We start from the raw sequence: 24,798 nt of genomic DNA, 5'->3' as shown, positions 1-24,798 counted from the left end.
GCGTCCGTTATCGGCTCGACACCATGACGTCCTGCTTGAACTCCCAATTCTTCCACGCCGCCAGCACCGCATTCGGATACTCCGGCTTGCCGCGGCTGCCATTGTAGCGGCCCAGCGCGAGGTACAGGTTGCCGCCTTCCATGTCGATGTACATGCGCAGGATCGAGCAGCCGTAGCGCAGGTTGGTCTGCATGTCGAACAGCGCGCGCCGGTTCGAATCGCCGATCACCTTCGTCCAGAACGGCATCACCTGCATGTAGCCGCGCGCGCCGACCATCGACACGGCGTACTTGCGATACGCCGACTCCACCTGGATCAGTCCGAGCACGAGCCCCGGATCGAGGCCCGCGCGCGTCGCCTCGTACCACGCCGATTCGAGGAATTCCGTGCGTGTCTGGTCGTCCGGCAGGCGGCGCTTGAGGCGCGCCGACATCGCGTCGAACCACTGTTGATAACGCACGCGTGCGACCTCGTCGCGGAACACCGGCTTCGGCGGACGGCCGTCGCGGATCGCGTGTTCGAGCGCCAGACGCACAGCGTCGCCCAGCAGCTCTTCCTTCTGGTTGCCGGCCTGCGCCGCGCCGCTGCTCAACAACGCAGCGGCGAGCAAGACCGGACCGAGCCGGGCTGCTGCCCGGGCAATCAACCGTCGTGCCATTACTTACCTAGTTTGCCTTTGATGAAGCCGACCATGTCCGCGGCGGGAACCGCGGTAGCCTCGGTGTCGCGGCGACCCTGGTATTCCAGGTTGCCTTCCTTGAGGCCGCGCTCGCCGATGACGACGCGGTGCGGCACGCCCACCAGTTCCCAGTCGGCGAACATGGCACCCGGACGCAGGCCGCGGTCGTCGACGATGACGTCCACGCCAGCCGCCTGCAGGCCGGCGTACAGGCGATCCGTTTCGGCCTTCACCAGGTCGCTGCGGTCGTAGCCCATCGGGCACAGCACCAGCTCGAACGGCGCGATGGCGTCCGGCCAGACGATGCCCTTGTCGTCGAAATTCTGCTCGATGGCGGCGCCCAGGATGCGGGTCACGCCGATGCCGTAGCAGCCCATCTGCATCGGGGCCGGCTGGCCTTTCTCGTCCAGGTAGACGCAGTTCATCGCGGCGGAGTACGCGGTGCCGAGCTGGAACACGTGGCCCACTTCGATGCCGCGCTCGATGGCGAGGGTGCCCTTGCCGTCCGGCGACGCGTCGCCTTCGACCACGTTGCGCAGGTCGGCGACGAGCGGTTCGGCCACGTCGCGACCCCAGTTGGCACCGCTCAGGTGGTAGCCGGCCTCGTTGGCGCCGCACACGAAGTCGGCCATGTTGGCGACCGTGCGGTCGGCCACGACCTTGACGGGCTGCTTCGTATTAATCGGGCCGAGGTAGCCCGGCACCGTGCCGTAGGCTTCCTGGATCTCGGCTTCGGTGGCGAAGCGGAAGTCCTTCAGGCCCGGCACCTTGGTGACCTTGACTTCGTTCAGCTCATGGTCGGCGCGCAGCAGCAGCAGCCAGTTTTCCTTGACCTGCTTGCCATCGACGTCGTTCTCGACCGTCAGCGCGATCGACTTGACGGTCTGCGCGAGGTCGATGCCGAGCAGCTTGGCGACCTGCTCGCACTTCGTCATGTTCGGCGTCGACACCTTGGTCAGCGTCTGCGTGGCCGCGCCGCGTTGGGCGATCAGCGGCAGCGCCTCGGCGGCCTCCATGTTGGCGGCGTAGTCCGATTGCGGGCAGTAGACCAGTGCGTCCTCGCCGGTGCTGGCGATCACGTGGAATTCATGCGAGCCCGTGCCGCCGATGGCGCCGTTGTCGGCAGCCACCGCGCGGAACTTCAGGCCGAAGCGGTTGAAGATGCGGACGTAGGCATCGAACATCGTCGCGTACGACTTCTGCATGCCTTCGACGTCGCGGTCGAACGAGTACGCGTCCTTCATCGTGAACTCGCGGCCGCGCATCAGGCCGAAGCGGGGACGGCGCTCGTCGCGGAACTTCGTCTGGATGTGATAGAAGTTCAACGGCAGCTGGCGGTACGATTTCACTTCCGTGCGCACGACGTCCGTGATCACCTCTTCCGACGTCGGCTGCAGCGCGAAGTCGCGGCCGTGGCGGTCCTTGAGGCGCAGCAGTTCCGGCCCCATCTTGTCCCAGCGGCCCGTCTCTTGCCACAGCTCGGCCGGTTGCACCATCGGCATCAGCAGTTCCATCGCGCCTGCATTGTTCATCTCTTCGCGGATGATGCCCTCGACCTTGCGGATGACGCGCAGGCCCAGCGGCATGTACGTATAGATGCCGGAGCCGAGTCGCTTGATCATCCCGGCACGCATCATCAGTTTATGGCTGACGATCTCGGCGTCGGAGGGCGCTTCTTTGAGCGTTGAAATAAAAAATCGTGAGGCGCGCATATCGGTGAATTCTTTTTAAAAAGAGAGGGTTATAATCGACCTAATTTTAAAGGATTAGCTGGCTGATGCATCCAATCTTTATACAAATGGATCCAAAACAAGTGGTGCAGACTGTTGTTCCTATGCAGGTAAACGACTACAGCACCTGAGGAGCCTTGCGGGTTCAGCAAGTCTCCGGGGATTTGTAAGTAAAAACTAAGAGGAATCGGCCGGCAGAAAGTTTCGAGGTGAATTATGCTCGATCGTGAAGGGTTCCGCCCCAACGTCGGCATCATCCTGCTGAACGCCAACAACGAAGTGTGGTGGGGCAAGCGGGTGCGTGAGCATTCTTGGCAATTTCCGCAAGGGGGTATCAAATACGGCGAGACGCCGGAACAGGCGATGTACCGCGAACTCGAGGAAGAAATCGGCCTGCGCCAGGAGCACGTCAAGATCGTGGGTCGCACCCGCGACTGGCTGCGCTACGAGGTGCCCGATCACTTCATCAAGCGCGAAGTGCGTGGTCACTATCGCGGGCAGAAGCAGATCTGGTTCCTGTTGCGCATGGTCGCGCGCGACAACGACGTCAACCTGCGCCTGACCGACCACCCCGAGTTCGACGCGTGGCGCTGGCACGACTATTGGGTCCCGCTGGACGTCGTCATCGAGTTCAAGCGCGACGTGTACCAGCGCGCCCTGCAGGAACTGTCGCGTTTCATCACGTGGCCCGCGAACGGCGACCGCCGCCACAGCTCGCGCTACCTGCGCCAGCCGCACGAGCGGCGCGGCAGTGGCGGCAATGGCGGCAATGGCAATGGCGGCAGCAAGGCCGCGGCCAATAGCGCGAACGCCAACGCCAATGCCAGCAGCAAGGCAGTGGCGGCGGCCAGCAAGGCCATCGCCGACGCGGCGGGCAGTTCCAAGGCGGTGTTGGCGCAGCAAGGGGCCACGCGCAAGGAATGATGCGCGAGTAGCGCAGAAGCAACAAAATAAAGGCGAAGCAGCCGTGCGAGCGGTTGTCTTTGCCTTTTTGCTTTTTTGGAATGTCTTTTTTGAAAAGTTGCGCTGTAGAATTATCGGTATGATAATTTTTCGCGCCATGCTCCATTCCCCCGTCGTCCGCGCCACCGCCATGCTGCTGTGCCTGTCGGGCATCGCCCGCGCCGAGGACGACGTCAAGCGGTGCACCTATGTCGACGTGGGCGGCCTGCCGATCCGCTACGTGGGCGAAAGCCTGATGCCCGCCGTCGAGGGAACCATCAACGACACCCCGGCCGTCATGCTCGTCGACACGGGCGCGTTCGACACGTCGCTGACGAGGAATGGTGCGACGCGGCGCGACCTGGGCCTGTTCATGACGGGACGGTGGGTGCAGGGGATCGGCGGCAGGTCGCGTCTCTACACGGCCAGGCTGAAGGATTTTTCCATCGGTCCGATCCACAGCGGCCACCGCACGGAGCTGGCCGTCATCGGCAGCACGACGTTCACCCCGTCCTTCGACGCCATCCTCGGCGCGCCGTTCCTGCTGCAGATGGACCTCGAACTCGACCTGCGCGCCCGTCGCATGAAGTTCTACCGTCCGCGCGACTGCGACAAGACGGCGCTGCTGCTGTGGAAGGAAGACACCGTCGTGCTGCCGTTCGAACGCAGCAGCGACCAGAGTCCGAACCCGCACTTCACGGTCGTCGTCAACGGCAGGGAGCTGGACGCCGTGATCGACTCGGGTGCGCACCGCAGCTTCATGATGCTGGATGCGGCGAAGCGCGCCGGCATCGACGTCAAGGGGCCGGGCGCCGTCCGCATCGGCAACGCAGGCGGCGTCGGTTCCGACAGCGCGCCGTACTGGATCGTCCCTGTCAAGAGCATCACCCTCGGCGACGAAACGATCGCCAACGTCGAGCTGGGCGTGATCGACTCGCAGGGCTCGCACGGCGCCGACGTGTACCTGGGCCAGGACTTCCTGCGCGCGCACCGCGTGCTGTTCGCGATGAGCCAGGAAAAACTGTACGTCGCCTACCTGGGCGGCGACGTGTTCACGCGCGGCACCGGACTGGAACCGTGGATGCGCCAGGAGGCCGACGAAGGCAACGCGGACGCCCAGTACGCGCTGGCCACGATGTACGTCAACGGCCGGGGCGTGGCACGCGACCCGGCCGCGGCAAAGACCTGGCTGGACAAGGCGGCGGCCGGCGGCCAGCCGAATGCGACCTTGCTCGTCGCGCGCCAGCAGATGCTGGCCGGGCACCTGGACACGGCGATCCCGCAACTCAGGAGTGCGCTCGACCAGCTGCCGGCCGACCGGCTGGGCCCTTTATGGCTGTACGTCGCGCGCGTGCGCCACGGCGAGGCAGACCTCGCGAAGACGGAACTGGAAGCGGCGCTGAAGCGGCAAAAGAACGACGACTGGCCGGCCCCGATCGCCGACTTCTACCTCGGCAAGGCCAACGCGGCGCAGCTGCTGGAAGAAGCGGGCAAGGACCCGAAGCTCGCGCACGCGCGCACGTGCATGGTCGATGCCTATATGGCGGAACTGCACGACGCGCGCGGCGAAACGGCGGAAGCCATCGCGCTGAAGGCCACCTTGCGTGCGACTTGCGCGCCGCCGGCTTCGGCCCCGGCGGCCCCGAAGCCGGCGACCGAGCCGCTGCCGACCGGCGGTGCGGCGCCGTGAGCGCTGCGCTTGCGCAGGCATCTCAACGTTCAACGTTTTTCATAGTCGATCCAGCATGCTCAACACAAAATTCCTGACCCGGTGCGGCGCCGCCCTGTGCGCCGCCCTCCTTCACGGCGCACCGGCATACGCGGCCGGCAGCTGCCAGTACGTGCAGCTGGCAAAGCTGCCGATCCATTATCGCGGCGCTGGTCTCGAGATCACAGTCGATGGCCGGATCAACGGCAAACCTGCCACAATGCTCGCCGATACGGGCGCCTATGCCATCCTCCTGACCGCGCCCGGTGCGGAAGCGTTCCAGCTGAAGCGGAGGGAAGCATTCGAATACGCGATCGGCGTCGGCGGCAGGTCCGACATGCACGAAGCCTATCTCGACGAGTTCTCGATCGGAGGGACCCGGCCGGCAAAAGGCTGGGCGCGGGTGGTGGAAGATATGGGCGAAAAGCCCCCCTACGATGCCATCGCCGGCGTACCCTTCCTGATGCAGACGGACCTGGAAGTGGCCCTGGCCGACAAGGAACTCAGGTTTTTCCAGGCGTCGGGTTGCGATGACGCGTTTCTCGCGTACTGGGACCGCAACGCAGTCAAGATCCCGTATCGGCGTCAGGGTGCGCCCTGGCCGGTGTTCTCCATCGAGATCAATGGCAACCTGATGAGCGCCATCATCGATACGGGGACGACGGCAAGCACCATCACCGCATACGCCGCCAGGAAGTTCGGGCTCGCGACCTCCAAGCCCGATCCCAAGGAGCTGTCTTACACGACGGGCGGCGGTACGCGGCGCGTCCCGACCTGGATCACGCACACGCAGTCGATCAAGATCGGTGGCGAAACCATCCTCGACGCCGACATCCAGGTCATCGACGACCGCGGCCGCTCCGACGTCGATGTCATCCTCGGGGCCGACTTCCTGCGCGCCCATCGCGTGCTGTTCGCGATCAGCCAGCAGAACATCTACCTGAGCTACCTGGGCGGTGACGTCTTCATGCCGCGCGCCACCATCGAACCGTGGATGCGCAAGGAAGCGGAGAACGGCAACCCCGACGCCCAGATGCGGCTCGCGCGGCACTACCTGCACGGCAAAGGCGTGGCACGGGACGAGGTCCAGGCCCAGGTCTGGCTCGACAAGGCCGCCGCGCTCGGCCACGTGGAAGCCAATCTGACCGACGGCTACCGCAAGCTGAAGGCCGAACGCTATGCCGACGCCGCATCGCGCCTGCAGGCAGTCCTCGCCAAGACCGACGATGGCCGCTTCGAGGCATTGGCGCTGTACCGGGCGCGGGTCGGCAGCGGCCAGCAGGCACTCGGCGCCGAGGAGCTGGCGGCGCGCTTCGCCCGCTTCGACAAAGCGGCCTGGCCGGCGCCCATCGCCGAGTACTTCCTCGGGCACATCGATGGCACGCGGCTGCAGGCGCTGGCAGCGGCGGACGCGGACTTCGCCCGCGAACGCGGCTGCGATGCCCTCGACGAGATGACCGGCCTGCACCTCGCACAGGGCAACGCCGCAGCGGCCGAGCCATTCAAGGCGGCCTGGAACAAGAGCTGCGCGACCGCTCCCTGACACACGATGATCCAACGTACCCGACCACGACCATGATCCACCGTCTCGCCCCGCTGCTGTTCTGCCTGATGTCCGGCCTCGCGCACGCCGCGGGCGTCGCATCGGAATGCACTTATACGGACGTGGGCAGCCTGCCCCTCCGCTACGTGGGCGAAAGCCTCGTGCCCGCCGTCGCCGGCAGCATCAACGGCCTGCCTTCCGTCATGCTCGTCGACACCGGCTCCTCGCAGACGTCGCTGACGATGAACGGCGCCACGCGGCGCGACCTGCCGCTGTTCCTCACCGGGGTGTGGGTCGAGGGGATCGGCGGCGGTGCGCTGCTGTACAGGACGCGCGTGAAGGAATTCTCGCTCGGCCCGGCGCACAACAACGACCGCACGGAACTGACCGTGATCGGCAGCACCTCGTTCACCCCGGCGTTCGACGCCATCCTCGGCGCCCCGTTCCTGCTGCAGATGGACCTGGAATTCGACCTGCGCAACAAGCGGATGACGTTCTTCCGCGCGCACGACTGCAGCAAGACCGCGCTGCTGCTGTGGCAGGAACCGACGATCATGCTGCCGTTCGACCGCAGCGACGATCCGAGTCCGAATCCGCATTTCACCGTCGTCGTCAACGGCAAGGAGATGGACGCCGTGATCGACTCCGGTGCGCACCGCAGCGTCATGACGCTGAAGGCGGCGAAGCGGGCCGGCATCGACGTCAACGGCCCGGGTGCTGTCCGCCTGGGCGACGTCGGCGGCATCGGCACGACCCGCGCGCCGCACTGGATCGCCCCCGTCAGGAAAGTGCAGTTCGGCGACGAGACGATCCAGAACGTGGAGATCGGTGTCATCGACCCGCAGGGCGCGAACGACTTCGACCTGCTGCTGGGCCAGGACTTCCTGCGCGCCCACCGTGTGCTGTTCGCGATGAGCCAGGAAAAGCTGTATATCGCGTACCTCGGCGGCGACGTGTTCACGCGCGGCACGGGGCTGGAACCCTGGATGCGTGCGGAAGCCGACCACGGCAACCCGGATGCCCAGTACGCGCTCGCCATGATGTACGAGGACGGCGACGGTGTGACGGCCGACCTTGAGCAGGCGCGCGCCTGGCTGGACAAGGCGGCGGCCGGCGGCCAGCCGAACGCCGGCATGCTGCTCGGCCGCCAGCAGATGCTGGACGGGCATCTGGACACGGCGATCGCGCAACTGCGCGGCGCGCTCGACCAGTTGCCCGCCGACCGCATCGGCCCCCTGTGGCTGTACCTCGCGCGCGTGCGCCACGGCGAAGCGGCGCTGGCGCAGACGGAACTAGCGGCCGCGCGCAAGCGCCAGAGAGAAGACGGCTGGCCCGTGCCCATCGCCGAGTTCTACCTCGGCAGGATCGGCGCGGCGCGCCTGCTGGAAGAAGCGCGCAAGGACGAGAAACGCGCGCACGACCGGACGTGCATGGCGCAGTCGTACATGGCGGAATGGTACGAGGCGCGCGGCGACAAGGCCGAAGCTGCCACGCTGCAGGCGGCAGTACAGGCGAACTGCCGCGCCGCTGCGCCCTGAACCGGCGCGCCCCGCCTGCCCGCGGCGATGCACGGCGCGGCAAGCGCCGGCGCGCTACAATGGCGGCCTTCCCCCTGTTTTTCCGACGGTCCCGCCATGTTCACCCCCTCCTCCCACGACGTCCGCCGCTTTTTCTGCGAGGCCTACCGCAAGCGCCGCGCCGGCGAGATCCTGACCCCGATGGACGCCATCGCGGCCGACTGGATCGAGCAGCATCCCGAATACCACGACGCGCTGGCGGACGCGGAAGAAGCCGTGGCACGCGACTACGGCGTCGAGGGCGGCCAGCCGAATCCGTTCCTGCACCTGTCGATGCATCTGTCGATCACGGAACAGGTGTCGATCGACCAGCCGCGCGGCATCCGCGCCGCGTTCGAAGCGCTGGCCGCGCGAGTCGGCGAGCACGAGGCGCACCACGAGATGATGGAATGCCTGGGCGAGATGATCTGGTCGGCGCAGCGCCACGGCACGCAGCCGGACACGGATGCGTACGTCGCGTGCGTGCGCAGGCGCGTGCGCTGAGCGGGACGCCCTACGAAAAAAATCCCTCGCCCCGGGTATGCCGGCGCGAGGGATTTTTCATGGGCGATGTCCGTTCAACGCTTCGTGACGAGCGGTCCCGGCAGGCTTTCCAGGTAGGCGGCGATGTCGGCCATGTCGCGGTCGGACAGCGGCTGGGCCATGCCGGCCATGATCGCGTTGTTGCGACCGTTGGCGGCCTTGTTGCCGCGCTTGTACGCAGTCAGCGCGTGCACGAGATAGTCGCCGTGCTGGCCGGCCAGCTTGGGATAGCTCGGGTCGATCGGGGTCTTGAAGTCGGCGCCGTGGCACGACGCGCAGTTGTATTTTTTCGCCAGTGCGGCGCCGTTGGCGGCGTCGCCCGATGCGAGGGCCTGGCCGGACAAGGCGAGGGTTGCGGCGCCCAGGGTCAGCGCGACGATCAGTTTGTTCATGGCGCGCTCCTTACTTGGACGGGGACTGTTGCGAGTAGTACGCGGCGATGTCGGCGATGTCCTGGTCGGACAGACTGGCCGCGATGCCGTGCATGGACGGGTGGTTGCGGTCGCCCTTCTTGTACGCCTGCAGCGCGGCTTCGATGTACTTGGCCGACTGTCCGCCGATCTTCGGTACGCGATAGACTTCCGGGAAGCTGCCCTTGTATTCGGGGATGCCGTGGCAGCCGATACACATCTCGATCTTGTTGGGTGCTGCTTTCGGATTGCCGACGATGTCGGCCGCGCCAGCCGTGCCGGCCATCGAGGCGCCGGCGGCAAGCACGAGTAAAGCTGTTGAAATTTTCATGGATGACCTATCGTTGGGTTGAATCGATAGGGCGCCTTGCGACCCGTGCGGCGGCAGCAGGTTTTCGAGACCCCCGGTACTGCGACTGCAAAACACTTGGCATTTATATTACGAGCCGGCCGATTCTATCCGAAGAATATGGTCGAGTCCATTGGGCACCGCAGCATGGACGGCCCGCCCGCCGCGCCATTCTGGCATATACTCGTTGGCATTTCCCTATCACGCTCTCAGGCCCATGCACGCACTCCGACGCTTCGAAGGCAGCGATAACTATATCGCCACCGATGACCTGAAACTGGCGGTCAACGCCGCCCTCACCCTCGCCCGCCCGCTGCTCATCAAGGGCGAACCCGGCACCGGCAAGACAATGCTCGCCGAGGAAGTGGCGGCCGCGCTGAACATGCCGCTGCTGCAGTGGCACATCAAGTCGACGACGAAGGCCCAGCAAGGCCTGTACGAATACGACGCCGTCTCGCGCCTGCGCGATTCGCAGCTGGGCGACGAGCGCGTGCGCGACATCCACAACTACATCGTCAAGGGCGTGCTGTGGCAGGCGTTCACGGCGCCCGAGCCGGTCGTCCTCCTGATCGACGAGATCGACAAGGCCGACATCGAATTCCCGAACGACCTGCTGCGCGAACTCGATCGCATGGAGTTCTACGTGTACGAGACGCGCGAGATGGTCGTCGCGAAGCACCGCCCGCTCGTCATCATCACGTCGAACAACGAGAAGGACCTGCCGGACGCCTTCCTGCGCCGCTGCTTCTTCCACTACATCAAATTCCCCGACCGCGACACGATGGCCGACATCGTGAAGGTCCACTTCCCGACCTTGAAGGCCGACCTGCTGTCGGCCGCGCTGCAAAGCTTCTATGAACTGCGCGACGTGCCGGGCCTGAAGAAGAAGCCGTCGACGTCGGAATTCCTCGACTGGCTCAAGTTGCTGCTCGCCGAGGACATTCCGCCCGAGATCCTGCGCAGCCAGGACGGCAAGGCGATCGTGCCGCCGCTGGCCGGAGCGCTGCTGAAGAACGAGCAGGACGTGAGCCTGTTCGAGCGCCTCGTGGCGATGGCGAGGCACAACCGATGATCCACGTCGATCCCGTCACCCTCGAATTCAACGGCGTGCGCCTGGAGCCGCTGGGCCTGCACCACGTGGACGGCCTGCGCGCGGCGGCCGGGGACGGCGAGCTGTGGAACCTGCGGATCACGTCCGTACCCGCGCCGCACGAGACGGAAACCTATGTGCGCACCGCGCTGGAGATGACGAACCGCGTCGCCTTCGCCGTCGTCGACGCCTCCAGCGACACCGTGGTTGGCACGACGAGCTACCACGACATCATGCCCGCGATCGACCGCGTGGAGATCGGCTACACGTGGTACGCGAAGAGCCGCCAGAAAAGCCACGTCAATACGAGCTGCAAGCTCCTGCTGCTGTCGCACGCGTTCGACACCTTGGGCTGCGCCGTCGTCGGCCTGCGCACCGATAATTTCAACTACGCGTCGCAGGCCGCCATCGAGCGCCTGGGCGCGAAGAAGGATGGCGTGATCCGCCACCACGCGCCGCGCCGCGACGGGACCGTGCGCGACACGGTCATGTACAGCATCGTGCGCGGCGAGTGGCACGAGATCAAGTCGCACCTGCATTACCGCCTGGCGCGCCACGCCGAGTAACGAGGCGCGCATGCTGATCGACTTCTTCTTCACCCTGCGCGACGCGAAGGTCCCCGTCTCGATCAAGGAATTCCTCACGCTACTGGAAGCGCTGCAACAGCAGGTGATCGCGCCGTCGCTCGACGAGTTCTACTATCTCGCGCGCCTCACGTTGGTGAAGGACGAAGCCCATTTCGACAAGTTCGATCGCGCGTTCGGCGCGTTCTTCAAGGGCATCGAGACCGTGTTCGATGCCAAGGCCGACATCCCCCTGGACTGGCTGTTGAAACGCCTCGAACGCGAGCTGACACCTGAGCAGAAGGCGCAGTTGCAGAAGCTCGGCTACGACAAGCTGATGGAACGCCTGCAAGAACTGCTGAAGGAACAGAAGGAGCGCCACGAAGGCGGCAACAAGTGGATCGGCACGGGCGGCACGTCCCCGTTCGGCAATGGCGGCACTAACCCTCAAGGCATCCGCATCGGCAAGGAAGAGAAAATGCGAGGGGGGAACCGGTCCGCCGTGAAAGTGTGGGACCAGCGCACCTACCGCGACTACGACGGCGAGCGCGAACTGGGCATCCGCAACATCAAGGTCGCGCTGCGCCGCCTGCGCCGTTTCGCGCGCCAGGGCGCGCCCGACGAGCTGGCGCTGGACGAGACGATCCGCTCTACCGCCAACAACGCCGGCTGGCTCGACATCCGGATGCAGCCGGAGCGGCGCAACCGCATCAAGGTGCTGATGCTGCTGGACGTGGGCGGCACGATGGACGACCACATCGAGCGCACCGAGGAGCTGTTCTCGGCGGCGAAGGCCGAGTTCAAGCACATGGAGTTCTACTATTTCCACAACTGCGTCTACGACCACCTGTGGAAGAACAACCGCCGCCGCCACGCGGAGCGCTTCCCCACGTGGGACGTGCTGCGCACGTACCCGCCCGACACGCGCCTGATCTTCGTCGGCGACGCCACCATGAGCCCGTACGAGATCCTCGCGCCGGGCGGCTCCGTCGAATACGCGAACGACGAGCCGGGCGCCGAATGGCTGGCGCGGTTCTGCCATTCGTTCCCCAAGTTCGCGTGGCTGAACCCGGAGCCCGAGCATTTGTGGCAGTACCGGCAGTCGATCGCGGTCATCCGGCAGATCATGGGCAATCGCATGTTTCCCGTGACGATCGACGGGCTGGAACGGGCGATGCGGTTATTGAGCAAATAACCCAGCAAATAAGTCGCACCGCGTGTCGATCCGCCAGTCGCCCGATCGTCGTAGCATCAGAGGGACGTCCTCTGCCTTCACGCCAAGGAAACCATCATGTCCACGAATACCGTCGAGCTGCACCGCGTTCTGAAATCCACCGCCGACCGCGTCTACCGCGCCTTCCTCACGCCCGCCGCCGTCGCCAAATGGCTGCCGCCGCACGGCTTCACCTGCACCGTGCACGAGCAGGACAGCCGCGTCGGCGGGCGCTACCAGATGTCGTTCACGAATTTCACGACGGGTGGCGGCCACTCGTTCGGCGGCGAATACCTGGCACTGGAGCCGGGCGCGCGCCTCGTCTACACGGCCGAATTCGACGACCCGAACCTGCCCGGCCGCATGCAGACGACCGTGCAGCTGCGCGACGTGTTCTGCGGCGTCGAAGTGAAAATCAAGCAGGAAGGCATTCCCGCCGCGATCCCCGTCGAGATGTGCTACCTCGGCTGGCAGGAATCGCTGCAGCTCCTCGCGCAACTCGTCGAGCCCGAGATCAAGGAATAAAGCCTCAACCGTGCACGGCCCGCGCGTCTAGCGGGGCTTCGGCGCGGTCGTGCATGCCGTAGTCTCGCACGACCGCGGCCACGCGCAGCCGGTAGCCGCGGAAGATGCCCGCGCGGCCGGCCGTCTGCATCGCGCGGTGCGACGGTAATGTGCGCCAGCGCTTGACGGCGTCCTCGTCGCGCCAGAACGACAGCGACAGGATCTTCTCCGGCTGCGCGAGCGACGCAAAACGCTCGATGGAAAGAAAGCCGTCGATCGCTTCCAGCTCGGCACGCAGCGCGGCGGCCGCATCCAGGTAGTCCTGGCGCCGCGCGGGATCCGGCTCGACTTCGAAGATCACGACGATCATGGCAACGTGCCTTCCACCGGTTCGGTGAACGTGCGCTCCTCGCGCAGGATGAAGCGTTGTTCGCGCGCGAAGGCGAAGTTGGCGCGCGCCTCGCCGTCTTCCTTCAGGCGCAGCCGGTACGCTTCGTACGCGGCCAGGCTGTCGAAGCCGACGAGGCCCCACGCCTCGTAATTCGTGCCCTCGTGCGGCAGGAAGTAGCCGAGCAGGCGGCCGCCGAGACGGGGAATGATGCGGCCCCAGTTCTCGGCGTACTGGCGGAAGGCGTCGCGCTGGACGGGGTCGATCTCGTAGCGGATGAAGCAGGTGATGGGCATGATGGCTCCTCGTAGGTTCGAAGCCTCATCGTAGTCGCTGGCCCTGGCCCGATGCTTCGGCTAAGATCGAACCATGAGAGACGGACCGAACATCGCCAACATTGCCGCCCTGATCGGCGACCAGGCGCGCGCCGAGGTGCTGAACGTGCTGATGAGCGGCATGGCGCTGACGGCGACCGAACTGGCCGACGCCGCCGGCGTCACGCGCCAGACGATCAGCACGCACCTTGCCAAACTGCGCGAAGCGGGGCTGCTGGCCGTGGAGGCGCAGGGCCGGCACCGCTATTTCCGCATCGCCGACGCCGACGTCGCCCAGCTGCTGGAATCGCTGATGGGCGTCGCGTTCGGCACGGGCGCCGTGCGCGTGCGCAGCAGTCCGCGCGAACCGGCGCTGCGCAAGGCGCGCGTCTGTTACGACCATCTCGCCGGCGAACTCGGTGTGCTCGTCTACGAAAGCCTGGCCCGCCGCGGCGCATTCGCACTGGATGCGGGCGGCGTCGCGCTCACGGATGCGGGGCGCGCGCTCGTCGCGCAGGTCGGCATCGATCCGCTGCCGAGTGCCGTCCGGCGTCCGCTGTGCCGCCATTGCCTGGACTGGAGCGAGCGCCGTCACCATCTGGCCGGCGCCCTCGGGACGGCGCTGCTGGAGCGCTTCCAGGAGCTGGGCTGGGCGCGCCGCGTGCCCGATTCGCGCGTGCTCGCGTTCAGCGGGGACGGCGAGGCGGCGCTCCGGGCCTGGCTGGGCTGACGCCGGCCCAGCTCAGGCTGCAGGCGCCGGCCTGCCCTGCCCCAGGATGCGCGCCAGCAGCGGTCGCCGGGCCGGCGCCGGCAGCGCGCGGTCGATGAGGGCCGCCCACTTGACGCTCAATTGCTCGCACGTGGCGCGCAGCACGGGGTCGGCATCCGGCAGGCGCGCCAGTGCGTTCAAATGACGTTCGATCACGGACGCCAGCTTCACGCACGGGCCGTCGCCGCTGGCACGGTCACATGCGTCCGCGTTATTCACCGTGTATTGCGACATCAGGTGCAGCAGCGCCGCCACCAGCAACTCGTGGCGCGGGGTGCGCCGCGCGGCCGGCGCGTTCAGTTCGTCCAGCACATCATCGCCCATACGACCTCCTCGAAATATATGAGAATGATTCTCATTTAGATTATGAGGCGGAAGACGAACGAAGGCAAGCGGATTCAGAGCCTGGTTTCGCGCGCCGCGCGCAGGAATTCGTCCAGCACGGGCGTGCAGTCGAGCAGGTCGCCGCCCTTGGCGCGGTGGAATTCGGGATGCCACTGCAGGCCCATCACGAACGGCGCGCGCTGGTAGCGGATGGCCTCGACGATGCCGTCGGGCTCCGACATCGCTTCCACGTGGATGTCGCGCCCGAGGTCCTTGACGGCCTGGTGGTGGATCGAGTTCACGACGGCGCGCTCGTGCCTGGGAAACATCTTGCGCAGCGACGAGCCCTGCGGGAACACGATGGCGTGGCGGTGCGCATCGTACAAGTCGTGCACGTGCGGCTGGGCGCCGGGGACGTCCGTGGCCACGTCCTGGTGCAGGGTGCCGCCGAACGCGACGTTGATCAGCTGGCAGCCGCGACAGATGCCGAGCACGGGTTTGCCGGCATCGACGAATTCGTGCAGCAGCTCCAGCTCGTACACGTCGCGCGCGCGGTCGCCGCTCCACTCGGGGCGCGTGGGCGTCTCGGAATACGTCATCGGCGATACGTCCGCCCCGCCCTGCAGTACGAGGCCGTCCAGGTGGCGCGCGTAATGGCGCATCGTGATGTTGCTGGGGTGGAGCAGCCCGTTCGTGTTGACGGTCGGGACCATGAACACGAGCACGTCGCGCGACATCACCCATTGCGCGATCGACTCCTCGAGATATTGCAGGTTCTTGCTGCGCAGGCCCAACGCGCCAGGTTCCGGGTGGAAGATGCGGGCAGACACGCCAATGCGCAGCGTGCGCCGCATGAAGTCGCGGTTGAATTTGTCGCTCAGGGCGCGCCAGCGCGAACGCAGCACGCGGCCGGCCAGGTTCAGCGGGGTGTCGTCCGTGCGCAGGTAGCGCGACGCGCGGTTGCCGGCACGACGGTCAGGCACGCGCGGCGGGCCCGACGGGCCATCCTGCAGCGGGTCGGGTTCGCTTGGCTTGTCAGCGTGCTTGTCATTGTCCTGAGCCATGATCTCAATATATCCTTGCGGCGGTCGCGCACGATTCGGATTTGTAAAAAATATCGTTTTAGTAATGAACTCAAGCGCAGCCGACTTGGCAATCCGTGCAATGAGGACTTGCAAACTTGCGCCCGGCAGGCAAGAATACTGTATTTCCATACAGTTGTTTTGCCAGCGCGACGCTTCCCGTCTCCCAAAACAACAACGTCTCGCGCGGCCCGCTTCGCTTATTTGCCGCGTGACAAGATAGAATGCGCAGCATTCGAATGATTGAAGATCAAGCATGGCCACCAAGAAACCCGCACCCGATTACAGCGAATCATCCATCCGCGTCCTGAAAGGACTGGAGCCCGTCAAGCAGCGTCCGGGCATGTACACCCGCACCGAGAATCCGCTGCACATCATCCAGGAAGTGATCGACAACGCCTCGGACGAGGCGCTAGGCGGCTACTGCAAGAACATCGATGTGACGATGAACGCGGACGGTTCCATCACCGTCGAGGACGACGGCCGCGGCATTCCCGTCGGCCTGCATCCGGAAGAAGGCGTGTCCACGGTCGAGATCGTGTTCACGCGCCTGCACGCCGGCGGCAAGTTCGACAAGGGTTCCGGCGGCGCGTACGCGTTCTCCGGCGGCCTGCACGGCGTGGGCGTGTCCGTCACGAACGCGCTGTCCAAGCGTCTCGAAATCACCGTGTGGCGCAAGGACGACGACGGCAACGGCCAGCACAAGCTCGTGTTCGCCGACGGCGACGTGATCGAGCCGCTGACGTCGGAACCGTTCGAGCGCGGCGGCAAGAAGAACGGTACGCGCGTCACCGCCTGGCCGGACGGTAAATACTTCGATTCGCCGAACATCCCGATGAGCGAGCTGCAGCGCCTGCTGCGCTCGAAGGCCGTGCTGCTGCCGGGCGTCACCGTCACCTTAACCAATGCGAAGACCGGCGACAAGCAGACCTGGCGCTACGACGAAGGCCTGCGCGGCTACCTGACGGAAGCGCTGGCGCAGACGGCGGGCGGCGGCCAGACCCTGATCCCGCTGTTCGAAGGCGCGCAATACGCGGCCGCGGGCGATGAAGGTTTCGCGGAAGGCGAAGGCGCGGCGTGGGTCGTCGCGTGGACGGAAGAAGGCGCCGTCGTGCGCGAATCGTACGTCAACCTGATCCCCACGCCGAGCGGCGGCACGCACGAATCGGGCCTGCGCGACGGCCTGTTCGGCGCCGTGAAGGGCTTCGTCGAGATGCACTCGCTGCTGCCGAAAGGTGTCAAGCTGCTGCCGGAAGACGTGTTCGCGCGCGTCTCGTTTGTGCTGTCGGCGAAGGTGCTCGACCCGCAATTCCAGGGCCAGACGAAGGAACGCCTGAATTCGCGCGACGCCGTGAAACTCGTGTCGACGTTCACCAAGCCGCCGCTTGAACTGTGGCTGAACCAGCACGTCGAATACGGCCGCAAGCTGGCGGAACTCGTCATCAAGCAGGCGCAGTCGCGCCTCCGCTCGCTGCAAAAGGTCGAGAAGAAGAAATCGTCCGGCGTCGCCGTTTTGCCGGGCAAGCTGACGGATTGCGAATCGACGGACATCACGCGCAATGAGCTGTTCCTCGTCGAGGGCGACTCGGCGGGCGGCTCCGCGAAGATGGGCCGCGACAAGGAATTCCAGGCGATCCTGCCGCTGCGCGGCAAGGTCCTGAACACGTGGGAAACGGACCGCGACCGCCTGTTCGCCAACAACGAGATCCACGACATCGCGGTGGCCATCGGCGTCGACCCGCACGGCCCGGACGACAGCCCGGACCTGTCGGGCCTGCGCTACGGGAAGATCTGCATCCTGTCCGATGCGGACGTGGACGGCTCGCACATCCAGGTCTTGCTCTTGACCCTGTTCTTCAAGCACTTCCCGGCCCTCTTCAAGAATGGCCACGTGTGCGTCGCGCGCCCGCCGCTGTACCGCGTCGACGTGCCGGCGCGCGGCAAGAAGCCGATCCAGAAGCTGTACGCGCTGGACGACGGTGAGCTGCTCGCCATCGAGGACAAGCTGAAGAAAGAAGGCCTCAAGGAAGGCGTGTGGAGCATTTCCCGCTTCAAGGGCCTGGGCGAGATGAACGCCGAGCAGCTGTGGGAAACGACGATGAACCCGGACACGCGCCGCCTGCTGCCCGTGGCGCTCGGCGACTACGGCTTGGCCGAATCGTCGGCCCGCTTCAACATGCTGATGGGTAAAGGCGAAGCCGCGGCCCGCCGGGCGTGGCTCGAAGAACACGGCAACGAGACCGAGGCGGATATCTGATACGTGCGTAACGCGTGGGCGGAGGCCGCCCACCCTACGATATACGGATCAATCGCGCCGCGGAATGATACGTAGGGTGGGCTCCCCGAGCCCACGCGTTCCGGCCCGAAAAGAATCGAACATTAAAAGATCATGACGCAAGCAAGCTTATTCGAACAAACTACCCCACCCGGCGGCGGCGGCGACGATGCCGAGACGCTGACGCTCTCGACTTTCGCCGAGCGCGCCTACCTCGACTACGCCGTCTCGGTCGTGAAAGGCCGCGCGCTGCCGGACGTCTCGGACGGCCAGAAGCCCGTCCAGCGCCGCATCCTGTACTCGATGAACGAACTGGGCCTCGGCCCGACGGCGAAGCCGCGCAAGTCCGCGACCGTCGTCGGCGACGTGCTCGGTAAGCTGCACCCGCACGGCGACCAGTCCGTGTACGACGCCCTCGTGCGCATGGCCCAGGACTTTTCGCTGCGCTACCCGCTGATCGATGGCCAGGGCAACTTCGGCTCGCGCGACGGCGACGGTGCCGCCGCGATGCGTTACACGGAAGCGCGCCTCACGCCTGTCTCGCGCCTGCTGCTCGACGAAATCGACATGGGCACCGTCGACTTCCAGCCGAACTACGACGGTTCGAGCGAGGAACCGCGTACGCTGCCCGCGCGCCTGCCGATGCTGCTGCTGAACGGCGCGTCCGGCATCGCGGTCGGCATGGCCACCGAGATCCCGTCGCACAACCTGCGCGAAGTGGCCACCGCCGCCGTCGCGATGATCCGCAACCCGAAGATCACGCACGCCGAGCTGATGACCTTGATACCCGGTCCGGACTATCCGGGCGGCGCCCAGATCATCACCCCGGCCACGCACATCGCCGACATGTACGCGGCCGGCCGCGGTTCGATGAAGGTGCGCGCGCGCTGGAAGATCGAGGAACTGGCGCGCGGCCAGTGGCAGGCCGTCGTCACCGAACTGCCGCCGGGCGTGTCGTCGCAGCGCGTGCTGGAAGAGATCGAGGAACTCACGAACCCGAAGATCAAGGTCGGCAAGAAGACGCTGTTGCCCGAGCAGCTCACGTTGAAGCAGACGATCCTCGGCGCGCTGGACGCCGTGCGCGACGAATCCGGCCGCGAAGCGCCGGTGCGCCTCGTGTTCGAGCCGAAGTCGAAGAACCAGGATCAGACGGAATTCATGCTGATGCTGCTGGCGCACACGTCGCTGGAAACGTCGGCCCCGATCAACCTCGTGATGATCGGCGGCGACGGCCGCCCGCGCCAGAAGGGCCTGTCCGAGATCCTGCAGGAGTGGATCGATTACCGTTTCGTCACCGTGCGCCGCCGCACGGAATTCAGGCTGGGCAAGGTCAACGACCGCATCCACATCCTGGAAGGCCGCGAGACCGTCCTGCTGAACATCGATGAAGTCATCCACATCATCCGCAACTCCGACGACCCGAAGGCCGCGCTGATCGAGCGCTTCCGCCTGTCCGACCGCCAGGCCGAGGACATCCTCGAGATCCGCCTGCGCCAGCTGGCGCGCCTGGAAGCGATCAAGATCCAGCAGGAGTTGGCCGAGCTGCGCGGCGAGAAGGAAAAGCTGGAAGACATCCTCGAGAACCCGTCGTCGATGAAGCGCCTGATCATCCGCGAGATCGAAGCCGACTCGAAGCAGTACGGCGACGACCGCCGCACCTTGATCGAGGAAGCGCAGAAGGCCGTGGCCGAGCAGAAGATCATCGACGAACCCGTGACCGTCATCGTCTCCGAAAAAGGCTGGGTGCGCGCGCGTACCGGCGTCGGCCACGATCCGGCCCAGTTCACGTTCAAGGCGGGCGACTCGCTGTACGGCGCGTTCGAATGCAGGACTGTGGACACGCTGCTGTGCGTCGGCGACAACGGCAAAGTCTATTCCGTGCCCGTGGCTGCCCTGCCCGGCGCGCGCGGCGACGGCGTGCCCATCACGACGCTCGTCGACATCTCGGGCGGCGGGACTACGCCGTCCGCCCGCATCCTGTACTACTTCGCGGGCACTGGCGACACGCGCCTGCTGCTCGCGACGTCCACGGGCTTCGGCTTCATCACGAAGGCCGGCGACATGATCACGCGCCTGAAAGGGGGTAAATCGTTCATCACCCTGGACGACGGCGCCGTGCCGCTGGCGCCGCGCGTCGTGCCGGACAACGCGGGCGCCATCGCCTGCCTGTCCGAGAAGGGCCGCGTGCTCGTGTTCGGCATCGACGAGATGAAGGTGCTGCAGAACGGCGGCCGCGGCGTGATCCTGATGGGCCTGGACCCGAAGGAAAAGCTGCTGGCCGTTCAGCCGATCAGCCCGAAGGGCCTGAACGTGGTCGGCACCTGGGCCGGCGACAAGCCGCGTACGGTGGAGCTGTTCGCGTCCGGCCTGGAGCCGCACTTCGGCAAGCGCGCCAACAAGGGCAAGCCGTTGTCGGCCAAGCTCAAGGCCAAGGATCTCGCCATGCGCACCACCGGCGACGGCGCCTGACCGCGCTTCGTCGTGACCTGAACAAATGCGCCCGCGGGCGCATTTGTTGTTTCAGCGGGCCGCGTGGTTCAGGCGCGCTTCCAGGGTGGCCGCATCGAAGCCGCTGCCGCTGCGCGAACCGTCGGCGAAATAAATCGTCGGCGTGCCCTGCACGTGCAGCTTGCGGCCCAGCGCCAGCACCTGCTCGTTCGGCGTGATGCAGGCGGCGGACGCGCCGGGTGCCGGCTTCGCTTCCGTCATCCACTGCTGCCACGCGAGCGACCGGTCGGGCGCGCACCAGATGTTCTTCGACTTCGCGGCCGAATCGTCCGACAGGATATTCAGCAGGAACGTGTAGACGGTCACGTTGTCGATCTGGCCCAGGGTCTGGTGCAGCTTGCGGCAGTACGGACAGTTCGGATCCTCGAACACGGCCATCACGCGCTGGCCGTTGCCCTTGACGGTCTTGATCGCCATGTCCAGCGGCAGGTCGGCAAAGCGGATCGCGGCCAGCTCGTCGGCGCGCGCGCGCGTGAGGTCCTGCAACGTGGTCAGGTCGACGATCTTCCCGACGAACATGTAGCGCGCGCCTGCATCCGTATAAAAGATGTCGCCGCCGGCGCGCACTTCGTACAGGCCGCCATAGCCCGTCTTGCTCACGGCGTCGACCTTCACGTTGCTGCCCATGCGCGGTTCCACCAGCTTGTGCACGCGCGCCTCGTCCGGCGTTTCGGCCTGCGCCCTCGCCGTCGCGGCCAATGCGGGGGCCAATGCTGCGGCCAGCGCCAATAGATGCTTCATTGTCTTTCTCCAGAATGTCCAGCGAGCAGACGCTGCGCGCACGCCTGCGCACGCTCGTTGCGGCCCTGCTCCAGCACGGCGCCGTGCCTGCGGCGCGCTTGCAGTTCGTTCGAATCCACCTCGTCGCTGCCCACCGCCGCGCGCATCTTGCGCCAGTCTTCCAGCGCGATCCGGCAATCGGCATCGTCGACGCCGAACCACGCCTGCGCCACGGCCGTGCCCAGCATGCGGGCCCGCAGTTGCTCGCGGTCCCGCTGCCAGGCCAGCAGCTCCGCGACTTGCGCCTCGCTCAGGCCGGACGGGTCGGGCCGCGTCACGCGCACGCGCGCGCGCAACGCGTCGTCGGCCTGCAGGTAGCGCACGTACGCGTCGGCGAGGTCGGCGGCCTGCGCGCGCGCGGGCGGCGCGAGGCGGCGGTCCAGGTAAGTACGCAAGGCCGCGGCGCCGCCGGGCTTCGCCAGATGGCTGTCGAACAGCGTGTGCAAGGCCACGTCGATGCGCAGATTGCCCGCGGCATCCGTCAGCGGCGGGCCGTCCAGCGTGGCCGGCGCCTGTGCGGCAACGACGCTAGGACCGATGGGGCCATCCCAACCGGCCTGCGGTGCGGTGGGCGCCGCGGCGGGTCCGACACCGTCGCCATGCAGCCACACGACCGACCCGGCGCCGACCGCGATCGCGACGACACACGCCAGGCCGATCGCCGCTTTGCTGTCCAACAGCGACGCCATGGCGCTCAAGGCTTCTTGCGCACCGACTGTGCGCTGGGCGTGACGACGCCCGGCACGAGGGGGGCGTTCTCGTCCACCGGCGCCGCATAGCGCACGGTCGCCTTCCACTCGGTGCCGACGCGCTTCCACGCGTCGACGACGAAGTACGACGGGCCGTCGGCGAGCGTCCACTTGAAGCTCACCAGCATCAGGTCGCCGTACTCGTGCACGGCCATCTGGCCGATCGACGATTGCGTGGCCGGCGCGCGGCCCCACTGGTCCAGCGCATCGGCGAGCGCGGTCGGCACGCCGGGGGTGGGGCTCGCGCGGATCTCGAAATCGTCCGTGACGTAGCGCCGGATCGCCTGCGCGTCGTGGCGCCGGATGGCGTCCTGCCACTCGTTTTCCAGTTTGGTGAAGATGAGGACGTTGCGGGTCGGCGTCACGACGGCACCACGGCCGCTCGGCGTCGCCTGCTCCGCCGCGAGCGCACCGCCGAACGCGGCGAGCATGCCCAGCGCAATCAGGAATCGTTTCATAGGCTCAAGATAAAAATGGGAAAAGCAGCGGCCGCGGACGCGGCCGCCGCATACTCATCGTACGATGCGATCAGGCCCGTCGCTTAAGGGTAATGCTGCACGCAACGCTGGGTGCTGGCAATCAGCCAGTTCTGCTGGATGAGGTATTTCATCGTGCCGAACGTCTGGTTGTACTGGGCGCCGTTCGATGCAACCGACGTCGTGCCGAAGTTCCACGCGCACTTGTCGGCGTTCTCCGAACCGTCGAGGTTCGAATACCAGGCATTCAGGTCCGGATCGGTGGCCGCTTCTTCGACTTCGTGCGCCAGCACGCTCGCGGCGCCATCGGCACCCGGCGTATTGTTCGGGCTCGGGCTGGTGGCGCCGCACGCCGACGCGCACTGGGTTTCCGCATTGCCGACGAAGGCGTACTTGATGTCCTTGCCGCTGATCGTCGTGTGGTCGTGCCAGCCGCAATACTGCGTGCAGAAGCCGGACGTCGCCGTGGTCGAATGGTCGGTCAGCACGACGTACACGCCGTTCGCATCGGCCGGCAGCTTGCCGGACGTGATCGCGTCGGACACGATCGATGCGATGTTCGCGTCGCTCAGCTGCGTGCCGTACGTGCCGCTGTTGGCCGTCGTGCCGGCCAAGGTCAGGCTGTTCTGCACGTGCGTGCCCGCGGCATCGTAATACGTGGAGTTGATGTTGAAGTAAGGCGAGCCGCCGAGATGCTGGCCGATATTGGTCAACACGTTCTGCGACGCGGCATCCCATTGCGAGCCGTACCAGATGTAATACAGGTTCTTGGGCGCGGTCATCACGGGGCCGCCGTGGTACGACAGATTGCTGCGCGTCGATGCATTGCCCCCGCCGCCTGCTTTGCCGTTCGACGCCGCGGTAGCGACGTTGTCGAGTTCGCCCCAGCCCTTGCCGGTAGGCTTGAACTGGGAATTCGGCGTTTCTTTTACGGTCTGGGCGTGCGCTGCGAATGCGCATGCCAGGCTGACGGTCAACAGGCTGAGTTTGCGGCTAAATTTCATTATTTTTCCTTCATAAAGGTTTTTTTAGAAACGCGCCCGTATCGGGCTATCCAGCGACCGCCCGCCAGGCTTGTGGCCTGCACCGGCGACCTATCCCAGCGACGGACGTGACGCGTCCTGGCGCTCGAATGCCTTGCAAACTCCGTCCTGCGTTGCCGCGGCGGAATCAGTCGATTCTGTGAAGTGGTGGATCAGCGCGGGCGCAATCGCTCGTGCGCGCGCGCAGCGTGGAGGACAAACCGATGCGGATAAGACTGGCGAGGTTGCATCGTCCAATTCCTCCGATGGAATTTGTAATGAAATGTAATAAAGTGTTGAGCGATCGAGTGTACGCAGACACAGATACGCATACAAGACGCGCAACATTACCGTTTTTTAATGTTCGCAAAAACAACAATGAGGAAAAAACCTGAGAAAAATCAACAGCTAAACGCGATTTATATGCATGCCAAACTTGATTTATATGCACGGCAAACCTGAGAAATAAACTTTGTCTTTATATGCATGTACCAAACGAAAAACGGACCCGCAGGTCCGTTTTTCGTGGTGAGGACGGGCCTCCCCGTCCGTCGACGATGCCGGGATTACTTGGCGGCATCCTTCTTGGCTTCAGCCGCGGCTTCGGCGCGTTTCTCGCCAGCCTTGGCGTGGGCCTTGGCCTTGTCTGCGTTGGCGTCCACGATCTTCTTCTGCGCCTTTTCATCGGCCTTGATCATGGTCTTCTGGGCGTCGTAGTCGGCCTTGGCGGTCTTTTCCTCGGCCTTGGCTTCAGCCTTGGTCTTGTCTTCCGGATCAGCCTTGGCGACCTTCTCGTTCGCTTTCGCGATCTTCTTCTCGGCCTTTGCCTGAGCCTTCGCCTTCTTCTCGTTGGCCTTGCTGGTGGCCTTGCTGATCTTCTCGTCCTGCTTCGAGACCTCCTTGGCTTCCTTCTCGTCCGCCTTGTTGATCTTCTTGTCGGCCTTCGCGTCGCCGGTCGACGTCATGCCGGCCGCGCCGCTCTGGCCCATCGCCGTGGTCGTGGCCGGTACGGTGGTCGTGACCGGGGTGGCCGGTGCCGTCGTGGTGCTCTGGGCGGCGGTCTGGGCATAGACCGAGGTGGCGAACAGGCCGGCGATCAGGGTGGCGAGCAGTTTATTCATCATGATTCTCCTGAAGTGACTATGGTGAGGAGGCGCGCGAAGGCGCCGTGTGTTTTTGTTAACTCGAGCCTTCAGAATAGGCCTCGTGCCCGTTCGTCTCTGTTCGCCAGCGCACGCAGTACATACCGGCCATCATCCAAATTGTGACCAGATTTTTCAG

General features: G+C 65.6%; 25 protein-coding genes. 12 read left to right on the top strand and 13 right to left on the bottom strand.

What is annotated here, in order from left to right:
- Positions 1–7 precede the first annotated feature (7 nt).
- Both NX784_RS18115 and NX784_RS18110 read right to left on the bottom strand, forming a co-directional pair.
- A complete protein-coding gene (locus NX784_RS18115; RefSeq protein ID WP_258818090.1) occupies positions 8–658 on the bottom strand; it encodes a lytic transglycosylase domain-containing protein in 651 nt (216 codons plus the stop codon).
- Positions 658–2,391, bottom strand: a complete 1,734-nt coding sequence (locus NX784_RS18110; protein WP_258818089.1) for a proline--tRNA ligase — start codon at positions 2,389–2,391, stop codon at positions 658–660. Before NX784_RS18110 ends, NX784_RS18115 begins: the two co-directional genes overlap by 1 nt.
- Positions 2,392–2,625: 234 nt before the next feature.
- On the opposite strand from NX784_RS18110, the gene NX784_RS18105 reads away from it, so the two are divergent.
- The 5 genes from NX784_RS18105 to NX784_RS18085 all read left to right on the top strand — a co-directional run bounded on the left by NX784_RS18105 (position 2,626) and on the right by NX784_RS18085 (position 8,662).
- Positions 2,626–3,333 carry an RNA pyrophosphohydrolase gene (locus tag NX784_RS18105; protein ID WP_258818088.1) on the top strand — a complete coding sequence of 236 codons (708 nt, stop codon included), beginning with the start codon at positions 2,626–2,628 and terminating at the stop codon, positions 3,331–3,333.
- A 136-nt stretch (positions 3,334–3,469) separates the two neighbouring features.
- On the top strand, positions 3,470–5,041 hold the full coding sequence (locus NX784_RS18100; protein WP_258818087.1) for an aspartyl protease family protein: 1,572 nt from the start codon (positions 3,470–3,472) through the stop codon (positions 5,039–5,041).
- 55 nt (positions 5,042–5,096) lie between these two features.
- The gene (locus NX784_RS18095; protein ID WP_258818086.1) at positions 5,097–6,602 is read left to right on the top strand and encodes a retroviral-like aspartic protease family protein; all 1,506 of its coding nucleotides are present in this window, start codon (positions 5,097–5,099) and stop codon (positions 6,600–6,602) included.
- A 32-nt stretch (positions 6,603–6,634) separates the two neighbouring features.
- The gene (locus tag NX784_RS18090; RefSeq protein ID WP_258818085.1) at positions 6,635–8,140 is read left to right on the top strand and encodes a retroviral-like aspartic protease family protein; all 1,506 of its coding nucleotides are present in this window, start codon (positions 6,635–6,637) and stop codon (positions 8,138–8,140) included.
- 96 nt (positions 8,141–8,236) lie between these two features.
- Positions 8,237–8,662 carry a DUF1841 family protein gene (locus tag NX784_RS18085; RefSeq protein WP_258818084.1) on the top strand — a complete coding sequence of 142 codons (426 nt, stop codon included), beginning with the start codon at positions 8,237–8,239 and terminating at the stop codon, positions 8,660–8,662.
- A gap of 74 nt (positions 8,663–8,736) precedes the next feature.
- Here the strand turns inward: NX784_RS18085 and NX784_RS18080 are convergent, their stop codons facing one another.
- Both NX784_RS18080 and NX784_RS18075 read right to left on the bottom strand, forming a co-directional pair.
- On the bottom strand, positions 8,737–9,093 hold the full coding sequence (locus tag NX784_RS18080; RefSeq protein ID WP_258818083.1) for a c-type cytochrome: 357 nt from the start codon (positions 9,091–9,093) through the stop codon (positions 8,737–8,739).
- Positions 9,094–9,103: 10 nt separating this feature from the next.
- Complete coding sequence (locus NX784_RS18075) at positions 9,104–9,442, bottom strand: c-type cytochrome (protein WP_258818082.1); 339 nt, start codon at positions 9,440–9,442, stop codon at positions 9,104–9,106.
- Positions 9,443–9,677: 235 nt separating this feature from the next.
- Here NX784_RS18075 and NX784_RS18070 point away from each other — a divergent pair, with 235 nt between their 5' ends.
- The 4 genes from NX784_RS18070 (at position 9,678) to NX784_RS18055 (ending at position 12,851) form a co-directional block, all read left to right on the top strand.
- Positions 9,678–10,532: an AAA family ATPase gene (locus NX784_RS18070; protein WP_258818081.1), complete on the top strand. Its 855-nt coding sequence runs from the start codon at positions 9,678–9,680 to the stop codon at positions 10,530–10,532.
- On the top strand, positions 10,529–11,116 hold the full coding sequence (locus tag NX784_RS18065; RefSeq protein ID WP_258818080.1) for a GNAT family N-acetyltransferase: 588 nt from the start codon (positions 10,529–10,531) through the stop codon (positions 11,114–11,116). Before NX784_RS18070 ends, NX784_RS18065 begins: the two co-directional genes overlap by 4 nt.
- Positions 11,117–11,126: 10 nt before the next feature.
- Positions 11,127–12,308, top strand: a complete 1,182-nt coding sequence (locus tag NX784_RS18060) for a vWA domain-containing protein (protein ID WP_258818079.1) — start codon at positions 11,127–11,129, stop codon at positions 12,306–12,308.
- 96 nt (positions 12,309–12,404) lie between these two features.
- Positions 12,405–12,851: an SRPBCC family protein gene (locus NX784_RS18055; RefSeq protein WP_258818078.1), complete on the top strand. Its 447-nt coding sequence runs from the start codon at positions 12,405–12,407 to the stop codon at positions 12,849–12,851.
- Between the two features lie 4 nt (positions 12,852–12,855).
- Here NX784_RS18055 and NX784_RS18050 read toward each other — a convergent pair whose 3' ends face one another.
- Both NX784_RS18050 and NX784_RS18045 read right to left on the bottom strand, forming a co-directional pair.
- A complete protein-coding gene (locus tag NX784_RS18050; RefSeq protein WP_258818077.1) occupies positions 12,856–13,200 on the bottom strand; it encodes an antibiotic biosynthesis monooxygenase family protein in 345 nt (114 codons plus the stop codon).
- Positions 13,197–13,514: an NIPSNAP family protein gene (locus tag NX784_RS18045; protein WP_258818076.1), complete on the bottom strand. Its 318-nt coding sequence runs from the start codon at positions 13,512–13,514 to the stop codon at positions 13,197–13,199. The genes NX784_RS18050 and NX784_RS18045 overlap by 4 nt, the downstream gene beginning before the upstream one ends.
- A 73-nt stretch (positions 13,515–13,587) precedes the next feature.
- Here NX784_RS18045 and NX784_RS18040 point away from each other — a divergent pair, with 73 nt between their 5' ends.
- On the top strand, positions 13,588–14,262 hold the full coding sequence (locus NX784_RS18040; protein WP_258818075.1) for an ArsR/SmtB family transcription factor: 675 nt from the start codon (positions 13,588–13,590) through the stop codon (positions 14,260–14,262).
- Between the two features lie 12 nt (positions 14,263–14,274).
- On the opposite strand, the gene NX784_RS18035 is transcribed toward NX784_RS18040, so the two are convergent.
- Both NX784_RS18035 and NX784_RS18030 read right to left on the bottom strand, forming a co-directional pair.
- Positions 14,275–14,625 (bottom strand): hypothetical protein, encoded by a 351-nt coding sequence (locus NX784_RS18035; protein WP_258818074.1) that lies wholly within the window; start codon positions 14,623–14,625, stop codon positions 14,275–14,277.
- A gap of 74 nt (positions 14,626–14,699) precedes the next feature.
- Positions 14,700–15,689 (bottom strand): gamma-glutamyl-gamma-aminobutyrate hydrolase family protein, encoded by a 990-nt coding sequence (locus NX784_RS18030; RefSeq protein ID WP_258818073.1) that lies wholly within the window; start codon positions 15,687–15,689, stop codon positions 14,700–14,702.
- A gap of 274 nt (positions 15,690–15,963) precedes the next feature.
- Here NX784_RS18030 and NX784_RS18025 point away from each other — a divergent pair, with 274 nt between their 5' ends.
- Positions 15,964–17,964: a DNA topoisomerase IV subunit B gene (locus NX784_RS18025; RefSeq protein ID WP_258818072.1), complete on the top strand. Its 2,001-nt coding sequence runs from the start codon at positions 15,964–15,966 to the stop codon at positions 17,962–17,964.
- Positions 17,965–18,096: 132 nt separating this feature from the next.
- Entirely contained in the window at positions 18,097–20,451 is a 2,355-nt protein-coding gene (gene parC, locus NX784_RS18020) for a DNA topoisomerase IV subunit A (protein WP_258818071.1), read from the top strand.
- A 51-nt stretch (positions 20,452–20,502) separates the two neighbouring features.
- Here the strand turns inward: parC and NX784_RS18015 are convergent, their stop codons facing one another.
- The 5 genes from NX784_RS18015 to NX784_RS17995 form a co-directional block, all read right to left on the bottom strand.
- Positions 20,503–21,231 (bottom strand): DsbC family protein, encoded by a 729-nt coding sequence (locus tag NX784_RS18015; protein ID WP_258818070.1) that lies wholly within the window; start codon positions 21,229–21,231, stop codon positions 20,503–20,505.
- Positions 21,228–21,959 carry a hypothetical protein gene (locus tag NX784_RS18010; RefSeq protein ID WP_258818069.1) on the bottom strand — a complete coding sequence of 244 codons (732 nt, stop codon included), beginning with the start codon at positions 21,957–21,959 and terminating at the stop codon, positions 21,228–21,230. Before NX784_RS18010 ends, NX784_RS18015 begins: the two co-directional genes overlap by 4 nt.
- Positions 21,960–21,964: 5 nt before the next feature.
- Positions 21,965–22,477, bottom strand: coding sequence for a nuclear transport factor 2 family protein (locus tag NX784_RS18005; protein ID WP_258818068.1), 513 nt, complete (start codon positions 22,475–22,477; stop codon positions 21,965–21,967).
- An 83-nt stretch (positions 22,478–22,560) separates the two neighbouring features.
- Complete coding sequence (locus NX784_RS18000; protein WP_258818067.1) at positions 22,561–23,499, bottom strand: EXORDIUM family protein; 939 nt, start codon at positions 23,497–23,499, stop codon at positions 22,561–22,563.
- Between the two features lie 584 nt (positions 23,500–24,083).
- On the bottom strand, positions 24,084–24,641 hold the full coding sequence (locus NX784_RS17995) for a hypothetical protein (protein WP_307736033.1): 558 nt from the start codon (positions 24,639–24,641) through the stop codon (positions 24,084–24,086).
- Positions 24,642–24,798: the final 157 nt, after the last annotated feature.

Origin of the sequence: Massilia pinisoli, assembly GCF_024753285.1 — a bacterium.
GTDB classification, from domain to species: Bacteria; Pseudomonadota; Gammaproteobacteria; order Burkholderiales; family Burkholderiaceae_D; genus Telluria; species Telluria pinisoli.
This window is presented reverse-complemented; position numbering and strand designations above follow the sequence as displayed.